Source organism: Delftia sp. DS1230, assembly GCF_040112715.1.
Taxonomy (GTDB): domain Bacteria; phylum Pseudomonadota; class Gammaproteobacteria; order Burkholderiales; family Burkholderiaceae_C; genus Comamonas; species Comamonas tsuruhatensis.
In genome coordinates this window covers 2,424,619-2,440,503 of the sequence record NZ_CP157763.1, presented here as the reverse complement: position 1 = coordinate 2,440,503, position 15,885 = coordinate 2,424,619, and the positions used below count along the sequence as shown (strand labels likewise).

Genomic DNA, 15,885 nt, shown 5'->3' with positions numbered 1-15,885 from the left:
CGGCACAGGATGCGGCGCAGGGGGTATGCGGCCGGATTCTAGGAACGGGGGATATATATTTCCATTCTTCAAAATGGATTTATTCATACTGGATCGATATGGAAACCCGGCATCTGCGCTACTTTCTGGCGGTGGTGGACCAGGGCAGCGTCAGCCGCGCAGCCGACTGGCTGGGCATTGCCCAGCCCGCGCTGAGCCAGACCCTGGCCCGCATGGAGAAAGACCTGGGCGTGCAGCTGTTCCAGCGCTCGCGCCAGGGCGCCCTGCCCACGCCGGCCGCCCTGGCAATGCTGGATGACGTGCGCACCAGCGTGGCCCGCATAGATGCCGCCGCCAGCCGCGCGCGCGAGATCGCCAGGGGCAGTGCAGGCCAGCTCACCGTGGGCCTGGTGTCTTCGGCGCTGTTCGGCACCCTGCCCCGCGCCCTGCGCGCGCTGCGGCAGCAGGCGCCCGGCGTGCGCGTCATCCTGCGCGAGATGAGCAATGCCGAGCAGGCCGAGGCCTTGCAGACCGGCGCCATCGATATCGGCCTCATGCACACGCCCGTGGCCGTGGGCGGCCGCATGCGCGAGCGCCAGCTGCTGCGCGAGCGTCTGGTGGCCGCCGTGCCCGATGAATTCCAGATCGGCGAGGACGGCCAGGTCAGCCTGGCCCAGATCGCCGAGGCCGGGCTGGTGATGTACCCGCAGGCGCAATTGCCCGTGCTGCATGCCGGCATCCTCGACGCGCTGCGCAAGGCCGGGCACGAGGCCCATGTGGCGCAGGAAGCCAACCGCACCCTCACCGTGCTGGCCTGCGTGGCCGGCGGCTGCGGCGTGGCACTGCTGCCCAGCTGGATACGCTCCATGGACTTTCGCGGCGTGCGATTTTGCGAAGTGCGCGATGGCCGGTCCCTGCCCAGCCTGGACCTCAGCGCCATCTGGCCCGCACGCTCCACGCCCACGCTGGCCGACCTGTTCGCACACCTGGACCTGGGCAAAGACTGAGTGCGGCCCGCATTGGCGCCGCACCGGTGCAAGAAACGGGATGCGCCCGCGCCTGCGCCGCACTACAAACCGCTTTCCCTCATTCACGGAAAGAAAAGGTGCCAGATGCAGCCATCGTCACAGCAACTCCACGGAAAAGTCGCCCTCATCACGGGCGCCAGCTCAGGCATAGGCCGCGAAGCCGCCAGGCTGTTCGCACGCCACGGCGCCAGGCTGGTGCTCACGGCCCGCCGCCAGCCGGAACTGCAGGCCCTGGTGGCGGAGATAGAGCAGGACGGCGGCCAGGCCATCGCGCTGGCCGGCGACGTGCGGGACGAGCCGCTGGCCCGGGCCCTGGTCGAAACCGCCACGGCGCGCTTTGGCGGCCTGGACATCGCCTTCAACAATGCCGGCATGACGGGCGATCCCTGCGCCCTGCCCGACCTGTCGCTGCAGGCCTGGCAGGAGGCCATCGCCACCAATCTCACCAGCGCCTTTCTGGGCGCCAAGCACCAGATACCGGCCCTGCTGGCACGCGGCGGCGGCTCGCTGATCTTCACCTCCACCTTCGTGGGCTACACGGCGGGCCTGCCCGGCATGGGTGCCTATGCCGCCAGCAAGGCCGGCCTCGTCGGCCTCACCCAGGTCATCGCGGCTGAATACGGCCCCCGCGGCCTGCGGGCCAACGCCCTGCTGCCCGGCGGCACCGACACGCCCATGGGCCGCGCCAGCACCCCCACGCCCGAGGCACGCGCCTTTGTCGAAAACCTGCACGCCCTCAAGCGCCTGGCTACACCGGCGGAGATTGCAGCGGCAGCGCTGTTCCTGGCGTCGGATGCATCCAGCTTCGTCACGGGAACGGCCATGGTGGTCGATGGCGGTGTGTCCATCCAACGGACTTGAAGCAGAGCCCCGCCAAAGCCGTCGCGGCAATGGCGGCCCGCTCGGATCTTCCGGTCGCCTGCGGCGGCTTTATCAGGGGAGTTTTGAAAGTGGCATTCCTGCCCCAATAATTCCCCTGGAAACGATGCTTGTGCCTTCGCTGTTCATTCCCGCATCGTGGCCAAGGAGCTGGCTGATGTTTTCTGACCACGCAATTCACGACGAAGCAACTGCTCGGCAAATGGTGCCCGGATGCTGAATCGACATGTGGTGACATGAACCATTACGGGATGGCCGCACCTTTCTTCCAGGGAATGGATGATGGACAAACGAGGTGCATTGAGGCAATCTGCTTGAATCGGTAATACACTGCCCATGCAATCCATTGCATCGCGTCTCCAGCAGTTACCGTCGGATTCAGGACCTGCGCGAAGTGCCGCACAACCCTTGTTTCAAGCATTCTTCAGACAATAGATCAATTACATCCCATTACAGCATTGTGGACGGCTATGGTATTTAACCTTTGCACAAGGTCCATCGAATGCTCACGACATATACTCGCGCAAAACCGCAAGAATGGAATACCTGTTGTCCGTCCGATGTGATTTTTTCTCTTTGAAGAAAAGAACCGTTGCAGGGATTGCATACCCATGCTTGCAGGAGCTACAGGCAGGCACAGTTCCATTTCGGCTGTGAGCGTTCGTGAACACTGATTAATCGCTTCGAGATTGTTATAGTAAATAACGGAACTACCATGACTAGACACACTCAGCCCATCGTGGAGCGCTTGTTCAGGCCAATGGAACGCTCGACCCGCCAGCGCAGTTCGATACGCACGGTCATGGAAGAGGCTGGGCGCCCCCTGCTCCCCGCTGAAATCCTGGGCGCAGCGCAGCGCGAAGTGCCGGCCATCGGTCTGGCCACGGTGTACCGCAACATCAAGCAATTGATGGAAGCCGGTGAGGTGCAGGCCGTGGACCTGCCCGGCGAGGCCACGCGCTACGAACTCAGCGGCCGCGCCCATCACCACCATTTCCGCTGCATGAGCTGCAACCGCGTGTTCAACGTGCCCGGTTGCCTTGGCGACATGCAGCGCATCGTGCCCGAAGGCTTTGTGGTGGAGCGCCATGAGATGACGATGTACGGCATCTGCAGCGACTGCCACCAGAACGTGCAGTAGCGGCGGGCCCCGGGCCTCAGGCCCAGGCATCCGCAAGCCGACAGCCATGGCGCAGGCCTTCCCTGCGCCATGGCTGTTTCTTTTTCCCCGGTCCGCTGCCTCAGCGCCTGCCCGGCCGCACGCGGCCTGCGGCAACGCCCCCGGCCAGCAAGGCCAGCGCAGCCACCGCCCAGAGCATCGCCACCTGACCCCAGGTCTGCGGCGCATGGCGCGGACTGGCCGTGAAGACCGGCTGCGCTGCAAAGTCCTTCGCGCCGAATGGACGGTCCTCGAACAGATAGGGATAGAAGAAAGTCCGCAGCCGCGCATGGAAGGCGGCAATGTCGTCCTGGTAAGCCAGCTGCGCCAGCAGGTCGGTGCCGGCCTGGCGGTGCAATGCGGCCTGCACGCCCACGCCGGGCAGCAGCCAGCCCAGGCGCCCGGTCCAGGCCTGGCGCGCCTGCAGGCCTTCCCGATAGGCGGCGAACTGGGGGGCGACGCTTTCATCACCGAGCTGCTGGAAGGCGTAGTACCACTTCCAGTGAAAGCCCGCAGGCAGCGGCGCGGTGTTGCGCCATTCGGGGTGGTTGCGGAAGAAGCGCTCCATGGTCTGCTCGCGCGGCAGGTCCCAGGCACCATGCACGGTCTGGCGCTGGGCCAGCATCAGCTCCACGCCCTGGCTCACGGGCACGGCGCGCGACAGCGCGGCATTGGCCAGCGTGGGCAGCACCAGGGTCAGCACGGCCCAGCAGCCCATGAGGGCCATGGCGTTGGCCACCGAACTGCCGCCCAGCGTGGCGACCACCAGGCACAGCCCGCTCCAGAAGGCCACATAGGCCGTGGCGCTCAGCAGCACGGAGGCGATGGCGCCCGCCTGCGCACCGCTGGCCAATGCCCCTGCCAGGGCCGGCAGCGCCAGGCATGCCAGCAACAGCACCGAACGCAGGCCCGCACGGCGCAGCCACAGCCGGCGCCCGCTGCCGGGCATGGCCTGAAGCGTGCCCAGGCGTCCCGATTCGCGCTCGCCCGAGACCAGGTCGTAGAGCAGTGCAATCAGGAACAGCGGCGCCAGGTAGACCAGCACAAAGGCGAAGTCGAAGCGGCCCGCCAGCGCCAGTTCGGGGTTGAAGCTCTCGCCTTCATGCAGCTGCGCCTGCAGCGCCAGGGCACGCACGCGCAGCACATAGGGCGCGGCATCGCGCAGGCCCAGGGCGAGGAAGGCCGTGGACGACGGTGCATCCCAGGTGCTGTGAAAGCCGTAGTAGGCCACCGAGCCCGCATCGCCGGGCTGTGCATGCCGACCTGCCTGGGCCGCCATTTCCTGCTGCTGCATTTGGGCCAGACGGTCCAGGGTCTGGCGCTGCGACGAGATCTCGCGCAGGCCCGACAGTACGGCCAGCGTGGACAGCAACAGCAGCAGGGCCAGGGCGCACAGCGCCAGGCGCGAGCGCGTCAGAAGACGCCATTCATGTCGTAGCCAGCTCATCGCACCACCCTCCCCAGACGTTGCGTGGCCACCAGCAAGGCGGCCGCCAGCGCCGCCAGCCATCCCAGCAGCACGCAGGCTGCGGGTGCCGCGCGGCGCAAGGCCGCCAGCGGCGGATCGGGCTCGTGATGGAAGTCGGAGACGCCGCGCCAGTGCTCGTGGCTGATGCGGTTGTCTCGGCTGGAACGGTCACCCGCGTAGCTGAGCTTGTCCACCTGCAGCTGGTTGAGCGCCTGCACCATGCGGTAGCGATGCTGCTCGGCCTGCTCCAGAAAGCGCCGATAGCCTTGCAGGTCGGTGCCGGCCACGGCCATGGACAGGCGGCGCAGCGCAATCAAGGGGCTGACCAGGGCAAAGCCGTCGGCGCTGCGCAGTTGCCGGGCCTGCAGATCGAAGCTGGCCTCGGCATGGCGCCTGAAGAGCTCGCTGGTCAGCCGCTCGCCCTCCATGCCGACCAGGCCCTTGTAGTTGACGGGCAGATCCTCCACACGCGACACGCCGTACTGCGCAAGCACTTTGGCGCGAAAGGCGGCGAAGTAGGGATCGTCGGGATTGTGGCTGTCGCCCAGCGCCGCCAGCTCGCGCGCCGTGGCGATATCGGTCTCGAAGCGCGTGGGCAATGCCAGGGCCGCGCCCACCAGCTCCGGCGCCAGCCGGGGCACCAGCACCACGCCAATGGCCCAGGCGGCCAGCAGGGTCAGCAAGGCATCGCGCCCGCGCCGCATGAGGGCCGAGACCGCGGTGATGCCCACGGCCCACAGCAGCAGCCACAGCACATGGCCAGCCGCCAGTGCGGCCACCAGGCTGATGGGCACGGGCGTGGCCACCGCCATCCAGGCCAGAGCCAGCAAGGCGGGCAGCAGCACCAGGGCCGCCACGCCCGTCAGCGCCAGCAGCTTGCCGGCCACGAACTGCCGCATGCCCACGCCCTGGGCCAGCAGCACGCGCAAGGTGCCGGCCTCGCGCTCTCGCGCGATGCAGGCATGGCCCACGAAGATCAGCAGCAGCGGTGCCAGCACCTGCAGCACAAAGGCCGGCGTGAGCTGGCCGAAGCGCAGCAGCAGCGACGACTGGCGCACATCGCCGAAGTTGGCGCTGTTCTGGCGGTGGCCTTCGAGAAACAGCGTGTGGCCGGTGTAGGCGTCTATGCCCGCATCGAAGGCCGCCAGCGGATTGAGCGGGCGGAACACGAAATGGCCGTAGTGCACCATGCGGTGCGGATGGCGGTCGGGCTGGGCCTCGAACTCGTGGTCCACCTGCGACTGGTGGCGTTCGCGCTGGGCCTGGGCCGCGCTGCGCTGGTCCCAGGCGGTGAAGGCGGCAGTAGCACCGAGCAGCAGCCACAGCACCATGCCCAGCACGGCCACGCGGTCGCGCAGCAGCAGGCGCCATTCCTCGCGTGCAATGGTCCAGGCCGTGCTCATGCCGCGGCCCCCTGCACGCCTGCGTCTGCGTGTGCGTGTGCGTGTGCGTGTGCGTTTGCGTCTGCACTCGCACCCGAACCTGTACCCGCGTAGTGGCGGTGCAGTGCCCGCACGTCAAAGCGCTCTTCCCCACGGGCCGCCACCTCCTCCACCAGCCTGCCGCCCGCGATGAAGCCAATGCGGTCGGCCACATCGGCAGCCCCCAGCAGGTCGTGCGTGACCATGAGAATGGCCACGCCCTGGCCGCGCAGCTGCGTGATCAGCCGGCTGAATTCGGCCGTGGCCTGCGGGTCCAGGCCCGAAGTGGGTTCGTCCAGCAGCAGTGCCGGCACCTTGCGTGCCAGCGCCAGCGCAATGGCCACCTTCTGCCGCATGCCTTTGGAAAAGCCCGAGACGCGCCGGTCATGCGCGGCCGCATCCAGCCCTGCAGCGGACAAGGCCTGGCCGATGGCATCCCTGCTGGCCGGCTGGCCCGCCAGGTCCAGCAGATAGGCCACGTTCTCGCGCGCGCTCAGGTGCTCGTACAGCGCCACGTTCTCGGGGATATAGGCGATCAGGCCGCGCGCCTGCGCGGCAGCCGTCACCGGGTCTACGCCCTGCACGCGCACCTGGCCGCTGCGCGGCCGCACAAAGCCCAGGAACAGGCTCAGCGTGGTGGTCTTGCCCGCGCCGTTGGCGCCCAGCAGCGCATAGATCTCGCCAGCATGCACGGCCAGGTCCAGGCCCTGGAGGATGGTGCGCTCGCCATAGTCCACCACGGCGCCCAGCGCTTGGAGCACGGGCGTGGAGGCAGAAGTGGGGTTGGAAGAAACAGGAAGGGATGGATGCATGGCGGGGCTCAGAACTTGGCTTGAAGGCCTACGGTGACGGTGCGGGCGGTGCCCGGCGTCACCCACAGCCGGCTGTACGAGCTGGTGTAGTAGGTCTTGTCAAAGAGGTTGTCCACGTCCAGCGTCAGGCGCAGCGTGGGGCTGATGCGCCAGTAGGCCACCAGCTTGGCGGTGGTGTAGCCGGGCAGATCGAAGGCCGCCTTGCCAGCGTCGGCCTCGGCCTGCGTGCGGGCCTGGCCCAGGCGCTTGCCCACGCGGGTGACGCCGCCGCCAATGCCGTAGCGCTGGCCGTTGGAGAAGGCGTTCTCGTAGACCGCCAGCACGCTGCCGTTGACCTTGGGCACGTTGAGCAGGCGCCCGCCCACTTCCAGCGTGTTGTCGCGCGAGATCTCCACGTCGTTGAGCACCAGGCTCGCATTCAGGCGCCAACGCTGCGTGACCTGGCCGGCAAAGTCGAACTCCAGCCCCCGGCTGCGGATCTCGCCGGCCGAGACCGAGTAGCCGGCGTTGCCCGGGTCGGCCGTCAGCACGTTGCGCTTGCGGATGTCGAACAGCGCGGCCGTGGCACCCATGCGCCGGTCGGCGCTTTCCCACTTGGCGCCCAGTTCCATGGAGCGGCCGGATTCGGGACTGAAGCCCGCGCCGGCCACATCGACGCCCACGTTGGGCCGGAACGAGCGGCCCACGTTGGCATAGAAGGTCCATTGCGGCAGCGGCAGCCAGCTCAGGCCCAGGCGCGGAGAGGTCGAGGTCGGGTCCTGCTGCGTGGTCGCGCCCGTGCGGCGGTTGTGCAGCGACTGGTCATAGCGGTCCATGCGCAGGCCGGCCACCACGCGCCACTGGGGAGAGAGCTTGATGGCGTCCTGCAGGTAGAAGGCCGTGTTGCGCTGGCGCTCGAAGGTATCGGTATTGGCCGTGGGCACGGGCTGCGTGCCTCCGTAGACGGGGTTGTAGATATTGATGGCATAGGGATTGGCCGCCGTGGGGTTGGCGCGCAGCATCACCGTATCCATGTCGAAGCGAAAGCTCTCCAGGCCCAGCAGCAGCTCGTGTTCGACGGTGCCCGTTTTCACCGTGCCCTGCAGCTCGGCCTGCACGGCGATATCGTCGGACTGGTAGTCGCGGAAACGCCGCTGGCGCGTCAGGTCGCCATTGGCCAGCAGCGCATGGGGTTCGGTGGAAAAGCCGTTGATCGAGGTCTCGCGGTAGGACAGGCCCAGGCGGCTGCGCCACTGCGCGCTCCACTCATGCGAGAGGATGAACTGGTGCGTGCGGTTTTCCACCGTCACATCGCCATCGCGCGGGTCGCCCAGGAAGCGGCTGCGCGAGATGGCGCCCAGGCGGTCGCCCACGGCCACCACGCCACGGTCCAGCGGCGTCTTGTGGCGCAGCAGCTCGCCCGAGTACTCCAGCACCGTATCGCGTCCCAGCTTCCAGGTGAAGGCCGGCGCAATCACCTGGCGGCTGGCGCCCACGAAGTCGCGGAAGCTGTCGCGGTCCTCCACGGCGATGTTGAGCCGGTAGGCAAAGTCCTCGCCAATCGGCCCCGTGCTGTCGAGCGCGCCGCGCCGCAGCCCGTAGCTGCCCGCATAGGCTTCCACGGAATGCGAAGGCGTCCACAGCGGACGCTTGGAGACGACGTTCAGCGTGCCGCCCGGCTCGCTGCTGCCGTAGAGCGCAGCGGCCGTGCCCTTGAGGAACTCGATGCGCTCCACGCCAGCCAGATCACGCGGCGCGTTGAAGCCGCGCCCCGAGGAAAAGCCGTTGAACAAGGTGGCCATGCCCACGTTCTGATCGCCGGGCAGGCCGCGAATGACGATGTTGTCCCACAGGCCGCCAAAGTTGTTCTGGCGCGAGACGCCGCCCACATAGTCCAGCACATCGTCGAGCTTGGTGGCTCCCAGGTCGTCCATGGCCTGGCGCGTGATCACGCGCACCGACTGCGGCAGCTCGCGCAGCGGCAGGTCGGTCTTGGCGCCTGCCGCCTCATCGGTGTGATAGGCGCCCGAGGCCGTGCGGCCCACGACTTCCACGGCAGGCAGCAGGGTCTGCTCCTGGGGCGACGGCGCTGACGGCACGGATGCCGCAGTTTGTTCCTGGCCCTGGGCCAGCACGGGCGCGGAGAAGAAAGCGGCAGCGCTCAGAGCAAGCGGCAGCGGGCGAAGGCCGGGGAGCGGCTTCGCAAGGATGGAGAAGGCAGTCATGATGAAAACGGGCACGGGCGCATGCCGCCGGCATCAGAAGCCGGCGCGCGCAAACACGGACATGCCGCCAGCACCAACGGGTGCTGGCAGCAGAGAAGGAGAAAAGTGCTTGCGGATTCAGCGCGGCGGGTCGCGCGATGCAAAGGCCCAGCGGTTCTGCGAGGGGATGGCGCCGCCCACGGTGCGCGGCGGCACCCTCTCAGGCGGCGCGGCCACGGCCAGCGGCAGGCCGAAGTGCGGCAGCCAGGCCGCCGCATGCGGTGCATGGCCCATGCACCAGACGCAGACGGCTTCCGCGGCTTCCGCCTTTTCACCGGCCGGCGCCTTGTCCTCGCAGCCGTTCAGGCCGGCAAACGCCTGGCCGGGCGCTGCCGCCGCCTGCCGGATATGCGTTGCGCCATGCAGGGGCATGCCAATGGCCGTGTTGAAGAACACGGCCAGCAATAGCAGGCGCAAAACAAGCAGACGCATAAGACGGCGATCTTACTATTGACAATTCAATATCGTTAACTATCCGCCGGCATTTTCAGCATGGGCCCCGGAGACAGCGCGGCAATATGGCACAGGCATGTGACAGCCGACTGGCGATTTCCCGCATTGTGCCTATTGATCTGCGGGCCCCACGCCCCGGAAGAACATGTCGCAGATCTGGTCCGCCACCTTCTCCAGCGAGCCCTTGCGGGGGTTGAACCAGGACTGTATGGAGTTGATGCTGCCCAGGATCATGATGCGCGCCAGGTGGATGTCGGCATCGGCCCGCAGGCGGCCTTCGGCGCGCAGGTCTTCGAGCAGGCCGCTCCAGAATTTCTGGTGGCGCTCGCGGCGCTTGATCTGGCGTTCGCGCACCTTGTCGGGCAACTGGCCCAGCAGGCGGCCGTGGGCCAGGGCGAAGTCCCCATGCTTGATCAGGCCCGCCATCTGGCCCAGCACGGCTGCGCGGAAACGCTGCTCGGCCGTGGCGTCGGCGCCCAGCGCGGCAAGGCGCTCCTGCTGCTGGCTGATGATGCGGTTGCCGCCCTGCTCCATGACCTCGTCCACCAGCTCCTCCTTGGAGGCGAAGTGGTAGTAGATGCTGGCGGCCTCGATCCCGGACTGCTCGGCAATGTTGCGCATGGTGGTGGCAGAGTAGCCCTGCTCACCGAAGGTGCGGGCGGCCAGCTTGAGAAGGGTCTCGCGGGTCTCGTTGCCGTCGTGGGCGCTGGTCTGCCTTCTTGCCATGTCTGCCAGGGTGTGGATCGTTGTAGTGCGGCGATCCTAACAGGCTGTTGGTGGCACGCCAATCAAGCGTTCGGTACGCGCCCGCTGCCTGGCGGGCATGGCCGGGCCGCGAAACTGCGCCTGAAGAATCAGCCCCAAAGGCATTCCCGGGACTGCAATGGCCTGGCAATCAACGGCTCATGAATTTACGCGATATCGGCGGAAGATATTTCAAACCACGGCCAGGAATTCAATCCTCGCAATACAAAAAATCTATCCAGCCAATCGACAAGACAAATGAAACAACGCGTGTTAATCGCAAGATTAAATAGCAGAATCGAATCACATGTAATTTATTTTATAAATCGATAAATAAAATCGATTGATGAAACAAAATCAGCACCCGCAACCGGTTCTGAAATGGGAACTTGTACGATCACCTCGTCGCGGCTGCCCAGGAAAAGCATGCCAGCACGCCCTCTCCAGAGGAGGAAGCGCCAACCACAATGCTCTGCAAATGTAACAAAGACGCAACAGCTTTTGTAAAGTGGCGGTTATCAAGATGCTGCTGGATATAATGCGGATCGCCTCGGAATATGCCCAGGCATGAGAAGAAGCTGTCTACACCTCATAGAACGCTCACATCATCAGTATTTATACTTACGGTGATATCTTCATCCCCCACTGCACATGCACCAACCTTGACCATTGCGTAAAGAGTTCCGGGTCGTTGTTCTTGCTGCGCAGTTTTCGACAAATAGCCGCACTTAGAAATTCTTCTATCAAGATGACTACATACCAAGAGCTGATTGCCCAGAAAAAACTGCTCGACCAGCAAATCGACGAGGCCCGCAAGCTGGAGTCCAAAGCGGCTCTGGCATCGGTGCAGGAACTGGTCCGGGAGTTTGGCTTCACGGCACAGCAGGTCTTCCCCTGGAAGCCCGATGGCAAGAAGAGCGCCCCCGCCAAGTACCAGGACCCCGAGTCCGGCAAGACCTGGACCGGCCGCGGCAAGCCGCCGAACTGGATCCTGGGCAAGGACCGCACCCTGTTCGAAATCAAGTGAGTCCCTGCCGCGCATGGGCCCGCCCGCACGGCGGCGCACATGCGCGGGCACATGCTCAGAGGTGCGTCATGCAGGCACCACCGCCGTGACCTCGATCTCCACCTTGGCCCGGTCTTCCACCAGATCCGCCACCTCCACCGCCGTCATGGCGGGGAAATGCCGCCCGATCAACTCACGGTAGTGCTTTCCAATGGCCGGATAGGCCGCCACGTATTCCTGCTTGTCGGTCACATACCAGGTCATGCGCACGATGTGCTCGGGCCTGGCGCCACCTTCGGCGAGGATGGCGACGATATTGGCCAGCGCCTGCCGCACCTGTCCGGCAAAGTCGTCCGTCTCGAATTGCTGCTGGCCGTTCCAGCCAATCTGCCCGCCGACAAACACCAGCCGGGAGCCGACCGTCATTTCGGTGAGGATGCCATTGGCATAGCCTCGTGGCGCCAGCCAGTCCGGGGGTTGCAGAGTCTTCATTGCTTCATCCTGTTCTCGTTGAATCCGTAAAACCGTCCTGCGGCACCAGATAGGCCTGCAGGCGCTCGCGCAGATCGGCCGGCAGTGGCGTGGCCTTCATGCTGCGCAAATCCATGGTGACGATGGTCATGCGCGCAGACAGCCGTCGCTGGCCGTCCGGCCCCTCGAAACGCACATCGAACTGGAACGATGCCCCGCCGATGCGGCGCACCTCCAATACCTGGCGCAGCGTGTCGTGCCAGCGGCTGGGCGCCGTGAAATCGCATTGCACCGACACCGTGGGCGTGCCCACCTGGCGCTGTAAATGCAGGGTGTGGAATGGCAGGCCCATTCCCCTGTCGAACCATTCCTCCACCAGGTCGTTGACCATTTCGAAATAGCGCGGGTAAAAGACGATGCCGGCCGGATCGCAATGGCGAAACAGCACCTGCACCTGGCTGACGAAGGCGGAGGCCATGGCGCGCGCTCACGGCATCTTGCGCAGCACGAAGCGCTGCAGCTTGCCGGTCTCGGTGCGCGGCAGGGCCGGCACGAAGACAATGGCGCGCGGGTACTTGTAGGGCGCAATGCTGGCCTTGACGAAGGCCTGCAGCGTGGCCGCCATGTCGTCGCCGGCCGCAAAGCCGGGCTTGAGCACCACAAAGGCCTTGACCACCTGGCCGCGCTCGTCGTCTGCCGCGCCGATCACACCGCATTCGGCCACGGCCTCGTGGCGCAGCAGTGCGTCCTCCACCTCGGGGCCGGCGATGTTGTAGCCGGCCGAGATGATCATGTCGTCATTGCGCGCCTGGTAGAACAGATAGCCGTCGGCATCACGCACAAAGGTATCGCCGGGCAGGTTCCAGCCGTTTTGCACAAAGCGCTTCTGGCGCTCGTCGGCAAGATACCGGCAGCCGGTCGGTCCCTTGATGGCCAGGCGGCCGGGCGTGCCGTCGGGCACGGGCTGCATGTCGTCATCCACCACCTGGGCCACATAGCCGGGCACGACCTTGCCGATGGCGCCCGCGCGCACCTCCTCGGGCGGGCTGGAGACAAAGACGTGGATGAGCTCGGTGCCGCCGATGCCGTCGATCATCTCGATGCCCGTGGCCTGCTTCCACAGCTGGCGCGTGGCGTCCGGCAAGGCCTCACCGGCCGAGACGCTTTTCCTGAGTGACGACAGGTCGAAGCGCGCTGCCTGCGCCGCCATCTGCCGGTAGAAGGTGGGTGCGGTGAAGACGATGGTGGCGCGGAAATCCTGCACCAGCTGCAGCAGCCCTTCGGGCGTGAGCTTTTCGGCCAGCACGGTGCTGGCGCCCACGCGCAGCGGAAAGCACAGCAGCCCGCCCAGGCCAAAGGTGAAGGCCAGCGGCGGCGTGCCGCAGAAGATGTCGTCCGGGCCGGGCCGTATCACGTGACGCGGGAACAGGTCGCACATGGCCAGCACGTCGCGGTGGAAATGCATGCAGCCCTTGGGCGCGCCCGTGGTGCCGCTGGTGAAGGCGATGAGGCAGACATCGTCGGCCGCCGTGTCGCAGCAGGCAAAGGTGTCGGGCTTGGCTGCGGCCAGGGCGTCCAGCGCGTCGGCTGCGCCATCGTTGAAATACAGCACGCGCGAAAGGTCCGGGCAATGGTGTTCATGGCCGGGCTGCAGGCACAGCTGCACTTCGTCCTTGAGGCGCACATCGCACAGCACGGCCTGCACCCGGGCCTTGGCGATGATCTGCTGCAGCTCCTTGGCGCGCAGCAGCGGCATGGTGGGCACCGTCACCAGCCCGGCCTTGATGGCGGCCAGCCAGGAAGCGGCCATCATGGCGTTGTTGGGGCCGCGCAGCAGCAGCCGGTTGCCGGGCACCAGCTGCAGGTCTTCCACCAGCACATGGGCGATGCGGTTGGTCAGCGCCTGCAGTTCGGCATAGGTCATGGCGGCCTGGTCCGCGCCCTGCCTCCAGCGCAGGGCCACGCGGTCGCCATGGCCGTGCGCCACCATGGCGTCGACCAGTTCGGCCGCGCAGTTCAGGCGTTCGGGATAGGCCACGTCCGGCCCGTCGAGCAGGAACTCGGGCCATTGGTCGGGCGGCGGCAGGTTGTCCCGGGCGAAAGTATCGATGTGGGCGGAGGCTTGCATGCGATGTTCCCTGGCTTTGCGTTGAATGGGCAGCCTGCCGCTCAGGCCTTGAGCAGCTCGCGCGCGATGATGAGTTTTTGCACCTCGGTCGCGCCCTCGTAGATGCGCAGCGCGCGGATTTCGCGGTACAGCGTCTCCACCGGCATGCCCGAGACCACGCCCGCCCCGCCGAACATCTGCAGCGCACGGTCGATCACGGCCTGGGCCGATTCAGTGGCCGTCATCTTGGCCATGGCCGCCTCGCGCGTGGTGCGCGTCTTCTTCACATCGCGCATCCAGGCGGCCCGGTAGGTCAGCAGGGCCGATGCGTCGATGGCCGTGTCCATGTCGCCCAGCGCGGCCTGGGTCAGTTGCAGGTCGCCCAGGGTCTGGCCGAACATGCGGCGCGACTTGGCGCGTGCCAGGCCTTCGTCCAGCGCGCGGCGCGCAAAGCCCAGTGCGGCGGCGGCCACCGAGGCGCGGAAGATGTCCAGCGTCATCATGGCCAGCTTGAAGCCCTGCCCCGGCTCGCCCAGGCGCTGCGACACGGGTATGCGGCAGTTGTCGAAGCAGATGGTGGCCAGCGGGTGCGGCGCGATCAGCTCGATGCGCTCGCCAATCGAGAAGCCCGGCGTGTCCGCATCGACCACGAAGGCGCTGATGCCGCGCGCCCCCGGCGCCTCGCCCGTGCGGGCGAACACGCAGTAGAAGTCGGCAATGCCGCCGTTGGAGATCCAGGTCTTGGCACCGTTGAGCACATAGTGGTCGCCTTCGAGCCGCGCCTCGCAGGCCATGGCGGCCACGTCGGAGCCGGCATCGGGCTCGGACAGCGCAAAGGCTGCAATGGCTTCGCCACGCGCCACGCGCGGCAGGTAGCGCTGGCGCAGCGCTTCCGACCCCATGAGCGATATCGCACCGCTGCCCAGCCCCTGCATGGCAAAGGCGAAGTCGGCCAGGCCTTCATGGCGGGCCAGGGTCTCGCGCAGGATGCAGACCGCACGCGAGTCCACCTCGGGCAAGGCCCCGCCCCAGGCGCCGCCGGGGCCGGACGGCACGGCATAGCGCAGCCATCCGGCCTGGCCCAGGGCCTTCACCAGTTGGCGGCAGGCCGCATCGGCATCGTGGTGGTCCACATCGCCCAGGGATTGGGCGCACCAGGCGTCGGCCTCATGCGCCAGCGTGCGGTGGGCGTCATCGAAGAAGGGCCAGTCCAGCCAGGAGGAATCACGCATTTTCAGTTTCCTTCGAAGACGGGCTTTTGCTTGGCCACGAAGGCCTCGTAGGCGCGGTGGAAGTCGCGCGTCTGCATGCAGATGGCCTGGGCCTCGGCTTCGGCCTCGATGGCCTCGTCCACGCCCATGTTCCATTCCTGGTGCAGCAGCTTCTTGGTCACGCCATGGGCAAAGGTGGGGCCGGCGGCCAGCTGGGCGGCCAGCGCGTGGGCGGCTTCGCCGATCTGCTCGGGGCTGTGCAATGCATTGAAGAAGCCCCAGGCAGCGCCCTCCTCGGCCGTCATGGCGCGGCCCGTGTACAGCAGCTCGGAGGCGCGGCCCTGGCCGATCATGCGCGGCAGCAGCGTGCAGGCGCCCATGTCGGCACCGGCCAGGCCTACGCGGGTGAAGAGAAACGCCGTGCGCGCGGCCGGCGTGCCCAGGCGCATGTCGGCCGCCAGCGCGACCATGGCGCCCGCGCCCGCGCAGATGCCGTCCACGGCCGCCACGATGGGCTGCGGGCAGGCGCGCATGGCCTTGATCAGGTCGCCCGTCATGCGCGTGAAGTCCAGCAGCTCGGGCATGCTCATCTTGGTGAGCGGGCCGATGATCTCGTGCACATCGCCGCCCGAGCAGAAATTGCCGCCCGCGCCCGTGACCACCACGGCCTTGATGTCGGTGGCATAGACCAGGGCGCGGAACAGGTCTCGCAGCTCGGCATAGGAGCCGAAGGTCAGCGGGTTCTTGCGCTCGGGCCGGTTCAGGGTGATGGTGCCGATCTTGCCGTCGGCCGATACCTGCCACACAAAGGTCCTGGCCTCGTAGCCGGCCAGGGGGCGCTTGTGGTGCTTCATGCTGTGTTCTTCGGGCTGGGTGCTCATGGTGTCTCCATCAAGAATTCAGA

At 66.6% G+C, this 15,885-nt stretch carries 15 protein-coding genes; 4 read left to right on the top strand and 11 right to left on the bottom strand.

The features are described 5' to 3' along the window. Positions 1-98 precede the first annotated feature (98 nt). The 3 genes from AAN986_RS10870 to AAN986_RS10860 all read left to right on the top strand — a co-directional run bounded on the left by AAN986_RS10870 (position 99) and on the right by AAN986_RS10860 (position 3,027). Positions 99-986: a LysR family transcriptional regulator gene (locus AAN986_RS10870; protein WP_016450439.1), complete on the top strand. Its 888-nt coding sequence runs from the start codon at positions 99-101 to the stop codon at positions 984-986. Positions 987-1,091: 105 nt separating this feature from the next. Continuing rightward, entirely contained in the window at positions 1,092-1,868 is a 777-nt protein-coding gene (locus tag AAN986_RS10865) for an SDR family oxidoreductase (RefSeq protein ID WP_016454678.1), read from the top strand. A 733-nt stretch (positions 1,869-2,601) separates the two neighbouring features. Next, on the top strand, positions 2,602-3,027 hold the full coding sequence (locus AAN986_RS10860) for a transcriptional repressor (RefSeq protein ID WP_016450441.1): 426 nt from the start codon (positions 2,602-2,604) through the stop codon (positions 3,025-3,027). Between the two features lie 100 nt (positions 3,028-3,127). Here the strand turns inward: AAN986_RS10860 and AAN986_RS10855 are convergent, their stop codons facing one another. From AAN986_RS10855 to AAN986_RS10830, 6 genes are all read right to left on the bottom strand, one after another. After that, the gene (locus AAN986_RS10855; RefSeq protein ID WP_047219545.1) at positions 3,128-4,492 is read right to left on the bottom strand and encodes a DUF3526 domain-containing protein; all 1,365 of its coding nucleotides are present in this window, start codon (positions 4,490-4,492) and stop codon (positions 3,128-3,130) included. After that, positions 4,489-5,916, bottom strand: a complete 1,428-nt coding sequence (locus AAN986_RS10850) for a DUF3526 domain-containing protein (RefSeq protein WP_016450443.1) — start codon at positions 5,914-5,916, stop codon at positions 4,489-4,491. Before AAN986_RS10850 ends, AAN986_RS10855 begins: the two co-directional genes overlap by 4 nt. Then, positions 5,913-6,746 (bottom strand): ABC transporter ATP-binding protein, encoded by an 834-nt coding sequence (locus tag AAN986_RS10845; RefSeq protein ID WP_047219544.1) that lies wholly within the window; start codon positions 6,744-6,746, stop codon positions 5,913-5,915. Before AAN986_RS10845 ends, AAN986_RS10850 begins: the two co-directional genes overlap by 4 nt. Before the next feature lie 8 nt (positions 6,747-6,754). After that, positions 6,755-8,950 (bottom strand): TonB-dependent siderophore receptor, encoded by a 2,196-nt coding sequence (locus tag AAN986_RS10840; RefSeq protein WP_047219551.1) that lies wholly within the window; start codon positions 8,948-8,950, stop codon positions 6,755-6,757. Positions 8,951-9,067: 117 nt separating this feature from the next. After that, entirely contained in the window at positions 9,068-9,421 is a 354-nt protein-coding gene (locus AAN986_RS10835) for a hypothetical protein (RefSeq protein WP_016450639.1), read from the bottom strand. 132 nt (positions 9,422-9,553) lie between these two features. Continuing rightward, positions 9,554-10,168, bottom strand: a complete 615-nt coding sequence (locus AAN986_RS10830; RefSeq protein ID WP_016450638.1) for a TetR/AcrR family transcriptional regulator — start codon at positions 10,166-10,168, stop codon at positions 9,554-9,556. Positions 10,169-10,934: 766 nt separating this feature from the next. Here AAN986_RS10830 and AAN986_RS10825 point away from each other — a divergent pair. After that, a complete protein-coding gene (locus AAN986_RS10825) occupies positions 10,935-11,213 on the top strand; it encodes an H-NS histone family protein (RefSeq protein ID WP_016450637.1) in 279 nt (92 codons plus the stop codon). A 66-nt stretch (positions 11,214-11,279) separates the two neighbouring features. Here the strand turns inward: AAN986_RS10825 and AAN986_RS10820 are convergent, their stop codons facing one another. Genes AAN986_RS10820 through AAN986_RS10800 form a run of 5 tightly spaced genes read right to left on the bottom strand, consistent with a single transcriptional unit; the run spans position 11,280 to position 15,862 of the window. Continuing rightward, positions 11,280-11,684 (bottom strand): RidA family protein, encoded by a 405-nt coding sequence (locus tag AAN986_RS10820; protein WP_016450636.1) that lies wholly within the window; start codon positions 11,682-11,684, stop codon positions 11,280-11,282. A 4-nt stretch (positions 11,685-11,688) separates the two neighbouring features. Beyond that, complete coding sequence (locus AAN986_RS10815) at positions 11,689-12,141, bottom strand: acyl-CoA thioesterase (protein ID WP_047219543.1); 453 nt, start codon at positions 12,139-12,141, stop codon at positions 11,689-11,691. Positions 12,142-12,150: 9 nt separating this feature from the next. Then, a complete protein-coding gene (locus AAN986_RS10810) occupies positions 12,151-13,791 on the bottom strand; it encodes an AMP-binding protein (protein WP_047219542.1) in 1,641 nt (546 codons plus the stop codon). Positions 13,792-13,832: 41 nt separating this feature from the next. Continuing rightward, the gene (locus AAN986_RS10805) at positions 13,833-15,002 is read right to left on the bottom strand and encodes an acyl-CoA dehydrogenase family protein (RefSeq protein WP_047219541.1); all 1,170 of its coding nucleotides are present in this window, start codon (positions 15,000-15,002) and stop codon (positions 13,833-13,835) included. 2 nt (positions 15,003-15,004) lie between these two features. Next, entirely contained in the window at positions 15,005-15,862 is an 858-nt protein-coding gene (locus AAN986_RS10800) for an enoyl-CoA hydratase family protein (RefSeq protein WP_016450632.1), read from the bottom strand. Between the last annotated feature and the right edge of the window lie 23 nt (positions 15,863-15,885).

Bases quoted from the DNA above. Each gene is read 5' to 3' on its own strand.
- AAN986_RS10815 (WP_047219543.1), bottom strand. From the start codon at position 12,141: ATGGCCTCCGCCTTCGTCAGCCAGGTGCAGGTGCTGTTTCGCCATTGC.
- AAN986_RS10850 (WP_016450443.1), bottom strand. From the start codon at position 5,916: ATGAGCACGGCCTGGACCATTGCACGCGAGGAATGGCGCCTGCTGCTG.
- AAN986_RS10870 (WP_016450439.1), top strand. From the start codon at position 99: ATGGAAACCCGGCATCTGCGCTACTTTCTGGCGGTGGTGGACCAGGGC.
- AAN986_RS10800 (WP_016450632.1), bottom strand. From the start codon at position 15,862: ATGAGCACCCAGCCCGAAGAACACAGCATGAAGCACCACAAGCGCCCC.
- AAN986_RS10825 (WP_016450637.1), top strand. From the start codon at position 10,935: ATGACTACATACCAAGAGCTGATTGCCCAGAAAAAACTGCTCGACCAG.
- AAN986_RS10840 (WP_047219551.1), bottom strand. From the start codon at position 8,950: ATGACTGCCTTCTCCATCCTTGCGAAGCCGCTCCCCGGCCTTCGCCCG.
- AAN986_RS10860 (WP_016450441.1), top strand. From the start codon at position 2,602: ATGACTAGACACACTCAGCCCATCGTGGAGCGCTTGTTCAGGCCAATG.
- AAN986_RS10835 (WP_016450639.1), bottom strand. From the start codon at position 9,421: ATGCGTCTGCTTGTTTTGCGCCTGCTATTGCTGGCCGTGTTCTTCAAC.
- AAN986_RS10845 (WP_047219544.1), bottom strand. From the start codon at position 6,746: ATGCATCCATCCCTTCCTGTTTCTTCCAACCCCACTTCTGCCTCCACG.
- AAN986_RS10810 (WP_047219542.1), bottom strand. From the start codon at position 13,791: ATGCAAGCCTCCGCCCACATCGATACTTTCGCCCGGGACAACCTGCCG.
- AAN986_RS10865 (WP_016454678.1), top strand. From the start codon at position 1,092: ATGCAGCCATCGTCACAGCAACTCCACGGAAAAGTCGCCCTCATCACG.
- AAN986_RS10855 (WP_047219545.1), bottom strand. From the start codon at position 4,492: ATGAGCTGGCTACGACATGAATGGCGTCTTCTGACGCGCTCGCGCCTG.
- AAN986_RS10805 (WP_047219541.1), bottom strand. From the start codon at position 15,002: ATGCGTGATTCCTCCTGGCTGGACTGGCCCTTCTTCGATGACGCCCAC.
- AAN986_RS10830 (WP_016450638.1), bottom strand. From the start codon at position 10,168: ATGGCAAGAAGGCAGACCAGCGCCCACGACGGCAACGAGACCCGCGAG.
- AAN986_RS10820 (WP_016450636.1), bottom strand. From the start codon at position 11,684: ATGAAGACTCTGCAACCCCCGGACTGGCTGGCGCCACGAGGCTATGCC.